The organism is Halorubrum sp. Atlit-28R (genome assembly GCF_003665955.1).
GTDB classification, from domain to species: domain Archaea; phylum Halobacteriota; class Halobacteria; order Halobacteriales; family Haloferacaceae; genus Halorubrum; species Halorubrum tropicale.
In genome coordinates this window covers 1-570 of record NZ_QPLS01000105.1, presented here as the reverse complement: position 1 = coordinate 570, position 570 = coordinate 1, and the positions used below count along the sequence as shown (strand labels likewise).

At 57.2% G+C, this 570-nt stretch carries 1 protein-coding gene; it reads right to left on the bottom strand.

Annotated elements, in window-relative coordinates:
- The coding region (locus DVK06_RS17020; protein WP_255410390.1) for an FGGY family carbohydrate kinase at window positions 1–205 on the bottom strand (205 nt) is incomplete at its 3' end.
- Window positions 206–570: the final 365 nt, after the last annotated feature.

Here is a 570-nt window from a genome sequence, read left to right as displayed (position 1 = left end):
CGTCGTCCAACTGGTCTTCGACCTCGCTGAGCGTCTGTGCGGTCTTCTGCCACGTCGTCACCATGGACTGTTCTGCCCAGCCGGATGCGGGCCGGTCGACCGCGTTTTCGACACTGCTCTTGTGTAGCTCCTCACCGTTGAGCGAGAAGGCGACCGATTTAATCACTGTCGTACCGGCGTCTACGCCGATAATGACTTGCGCCATAATAGACCATTATCATTATCATTCTAATATAGGTTTGGATTGCTGTAGAATTGTGGGCGGGCGGACGCCGCGTTTAGTCTTCTCACGGTCGTACTCGGTGTCGGCACAGCATTCACTATTTCCGAATCGACCGTGGGGGCCGCCGAAACACCTCAACGTAGGGGCTCACGGCGACGAACCCGGACACGGCGGTTCGGAACCACCGGGCGAAAACCAGCGGTTCGAGAGCAACGCGCTTCAGTATGAAGAAACACGCACCAGCTCAGCGGAACCGATGGTGTGCGATCGAATTACAGAGCTATTCGCGTAATCTTTGTCCGCCATCGGGCTCCCGCTCCGACTCGCTCGCACTCGGTAGTATCGCA